This window comes from Dietzia sp. B19, assembly GCF_014145155.1.
Lineage (GTDB): Bacteria > Actinomycetota > Actinomycetes > Mycobacteriales > Mycobacteriaceae > Dietzia > Dietzia natronolimnaea.
Genome location: NZ_JAALED010000177.1, coordinates 1 through 3884, shown reverse-complemented (window position 1 = coordinate 3884; position 3884 = coordinate 1). Strand labels below are relative to the sequence as shown.

3 protein-coding genes are annotated in these 3884 nt (G+C 70.6%); 1 reads left to right on the top strand and 2 read right to left on the bottom strand.

Annotated elements, in window-relative coordinates; all coding sequences use genetic code 11:
• On the top strand, positions 1 to 1021 hold a 1021-nt coding region (locus G6020_RS06195; RefSeq protein WP_182610014.1), incomplete at its 5' end, for an arabinosyltransferase C-terminal domain-containing protein.
• 215 nt (positions 1022 to 1236) lie between these two features.
• Here G6020_RS06195 and G6020_RS06190 read toward each other — a convergent pair.
• Both G6020_RS06190 and G6020_RS06185 read right to left on the bottom strand, forming a co-directional pair.
• Positions 1237 to 2790 (bottom strand): acyl-CoA carboxylase subunit beta, encoded by a 1554-nt coding sequence (locus tag G6020_RS06190; protein ID WP_095717079.1) that lies wholly within the window; start codon positions 2788 to 2790, stop codon positions 1237 to 1239.
• Positions 2787 to 3884, bottom strand: a 1098-nt coding sequence (locus tag G6020_RS06185; protein WP_182610013.1) for an alpha/beta fold hydrolase, incomplete at its 5' end; no start/stop codon positions are given. The genes G6020_RS06185 and G6020_RS06190, both read right to left, overlap by 4 nt.

Sequence of the window (3884 nt, the reverse complement as noted above, 5' to 3'; positions counted from 1 at the left end):
CATCGAGGCCGGCGACAACTCGGGGTTCACCCCGGACGGTGTCGCACCCGACCTGTCCGCGGACGCGGTGGTGGCCGATCCCGGTGCCGCCAACACCACCCAGGAGCCCGGCGGCGGCCCCTCCGTCACCACCGGCGAGAGTGCCGGCACCGCCGGTGGCCAGGGCGCCGAGGGCGTCAACGAGTCGACCGTCGCTCTTCCCTTCGGACTCGACCCGGCCACCACCCCGGTGCTGGGGTCGTACCTGGTGGGGCCGCAGCGCGAGGCGAACCTCGAGACCGGCTGGTACCGGCTGCCGGAGAACCGCGAGACGCACCCGCTCCTGGTGATCTCGGCCGCCGGACGGATCGGCCGCTACGACGCCGACGGCCTGTACAAGTACGGGCAGGAGGTCATCGTCGAGTTCGGTCGCGCCGCCGGGGACGGAGCCGACGTGGTGGGAGAACCCGTCGTGCCGTTCGACATCGGCCCCGCCCCCACCTGGCGGAACCTGCGGGTCGACATGCAGGACGTGCCGGCCGAGGCCGACGTCATGCGGATCCTGGTCGACGACGACGACCTGACCCCCGACCAGTGGGCGGCGATCACCCCGCCGCGCGCGCCCGAGCTCGTCACGGTCCAGGAGCTCGTCGGATCGGAGTCTCCCGTCATGCTGGACTGGGCGGTGAGCCTGCAGTTCCCGTGCCAGCGGCCGTTCTCGCACTACGCGGGGGTCGCCGAGCTGCCGGAGTACCGGATCCTCCCGGACCGTCCACTGGCGGTGGCCGCCACCAGCACGTGGCAGTCGTACGAGTCGGGGGGCCCGCTCGGGTGGATCGAGGTCGCCCAGCGCGCCCGCACGATCCCGTCGTACCTGCGGCACGACTGGAACCGGGACTGGGGCTCCATCGAGGCGTACACCCCGCTGGGGACCTACCAGGAGGACCCGCCGGCGCCGGCCGAGGTGACCACCGGGACCGAGACCCGCTGGGGTTGGTGGCAGCCCGAGGGCCCGATCCTCGTGACCGACCCGGAGTCCTAGTCCGGGCTACCGGCCCGAGCCCCCAGGGCCCGGACACAGGGGCAGCGCGTCCCGCGTGGGATGCGCTGCCCCTTGTCGTCGGTGTGATGTCTCGGGACATCACACAAGCCCCGGCACACCGTACGTTCAGCCAGCACTACCAGGGGTCGGGGACGACGAAGGCCGGCCCGCCTCCGGAGAGAGCGGACCGGCCCAGGCGTGCTGCCGCGCGTCGGCTACAGCGGCGCGATGGGGTGCTTGCGCGGGGGCTCGTTGCGGACCTTGTCGCGCAGCTGGGCCAACGCGCCGCGCAGCACCAGACGGGTCTGCGACGGCTCGATCACCGCGTCGATGTACCCGCGCTCGGCGGCCGAGTACGGGGTCGCGATGAACTCGTTGTACATGTCGATCAGCTGCTTGCGGAGCTTGGGACCCTCTTCCGGGCCCGCCTCCTCGATCTGCCGACGCTGCAGCAGGTCCACCGCGCCCTCGGCGCCCATCACCGCGATGCGTGCGGTGGGCCAGGCGAAGTTGAGGTCGCCGCCGAGGTTCTTGGACCCCATCACGGCGTAGGCGCCGCCGTAGGCCTTGCGGACGACGAACGTGACCTTGGGGACCGAGGCCGCCACCACGGCGAAACCCATCTTGGCCCCGCGGTGGATGATGCCGAGTTTCTCCTGCTGCAAGCCCGGGAGATAGCCGGGGGTGTCCACCACGTAGACCAGCGGGATCGAGTAGGCGTCACACAGCATCATGTGCCGCGTCGCCTTCTCCGACGCGTCGATGTCCAACGCGCCCGACAGGTGCAGGGGCTGGTTGGCGACGACGCCGACGGACTCGCCGTCGACCCTGGCGAAGCCCGTGATGATGTTGGACGCGAACTGTCCGGAGGTCTCCACGAACTCGCCGTCGTCGAACATCCGCAGGAGCACGTCGTGCATGTCGTACGCGGCGTTGTCCGTGTCCGGGATGATTGAGTCCAGCTGACGATCCGACTCCGTGGTCTCCGCCTCGAGACCCGGGTTGATCCGCGGTGCCTTCTCGGCCGCCGAGGACGGCAGGTAACTCAGCAGGTTACGCACGTACATGAAGGCGTCGTGCTCGCTCACGGCCACGTGGTTGACGTTGCCGTTCTTGGCCTGCTGCAGGGCCGAGCCGAGTTCGTCCATGGTGACGTCCTCGCCGGTGACCTGCCGGATCACGTCGGGGCCGGTGACGAACATGTACGCCTGGTCCTGGACCGCGATCACGAAGTCGGTGGTCGCGGGGGCGTAGACGGCGCCGCCCGCGCACTTGCCCAGCATGATCGAGATCTGGGGCACGTACCCGGAGGCCGGGTACTGGCGCCGGGAGATCTCCGAGTAGTAGGCCAGCGAGGTCACGGCGTCCTGGACTCGCGCGCCACCGGAGTCGTTGATGCCGATGATGGGGCACCCGACCTTGATCGCGAAGTCCATGATGGCGCAGACCTTCTTACCGAAGCCCTCGCCGACCGACCCGCCGAACACCGTGTTGTCGTGCGCGTACACGGCCACCGGGCGACCGTCGATGGTGCCGCGACCGGTCACCACACCGTCCCCGAACGGGTTGTCCGGGCTCCCCGGAGCCTTGGCCAGCTGGCCCATCTCCACGAAGCTTCCCGCGTCGAGCAACTCCGCGATGCGCTCGCGCGGCGGGGTGTGGCCCGCGGCGTCGCGTCGGGCCCTGGCCCGCTCGCTGCCCGGGTCGCGGGCCTGCTCGGTCTTAACCCGCAGTTCAGCGAGCTTCTCCGCGGTGGTCCTAGCCGTCACGCGTCCGATCCCTTCAGTACTCCCGCGTCGATCTCGACGAGTCGACGCGCCAGGTGCTTTCCGACCGTACTGACCACCGGCTCGTCGACCACCGCGAGGTGGTCACCCTTGAGCTGGACCACCTCCAGATCGGAGACGATCCGGGCCCAGCCACCGTCGCGGTCGACGTGGGCGTAGCGGGGTTCGAGCTCGATGGCGCCCTCGTGCATACGCTCCGCACGGTAGAGCACGAACGGCACCTCCGCACCCACTCCCGACCACGTGGACAGGTCCGCGCTCTGCAGGATGCGGTTGTCGACGAAGCTGGCCCGCTGGTGCTCGATGACGCCCCCACCCATGGCGTTCGCCTCGGCGCCCAGGCCCTCCAGGAGCATTCCCAGTACGCCGTCCTCGCCGTGCTCGGCGAGGAACTCGCGCGGCACCTCCACGTCCAGGCCGTAGGTGCGCTTGGCGAACTTCGAGTAGCGCTTCCAGCGTGCCTCCGCCTCGTCGAGAGTGTCCGGGATCGGCTCGGACGGCTGCACGGTGTCCAGGAGGGCCACCAGCGCCACGACGTCGTCGGCGGCCCGCAACTGACGGGCGACCTCGACGGCCAGGGCGCCACCGAAAGACCAGCCGCCGAGCGCGACGGGACGCCCCGAGGCGATCTCCCGGATCCTGTCCAGGTACCCGGCGGCCCTCTCCTCCAGCGGCCCCTCCGTGCGCTCGACGCCGTAGACCGGGGTGTCACCGTCCAGCCGATCGACCAGCGGTTCGTATACGAACGACGATCCGCCGGCCGCGTGGAACAGGAACAGGGGTGTGCTGTCGGTGGAACCCTCGCGAAGAACGCGGATGTTGCCCTCCACCGCCACCTCGGTGAACGGGCGCAGCAGGTCGGCGACCTCCGCGATCGTCGTGGCCCCGGCCAGCTGCTCGGCGGTGATCTCGCCGCCACATCGGGTCGACAGCCGCTCGGCCAGTGCCGTCCGGGTGGAGTCGTCGAGCGCGGGCAGCGTCCCGGTCACCCCGGGTGCCGCCGTACCGGTGACCACGGCCCACGCGCCGAAGGCCATCCGCTCGGTGTCGTCCCGGGGGGCGATGGCGACGTCGGG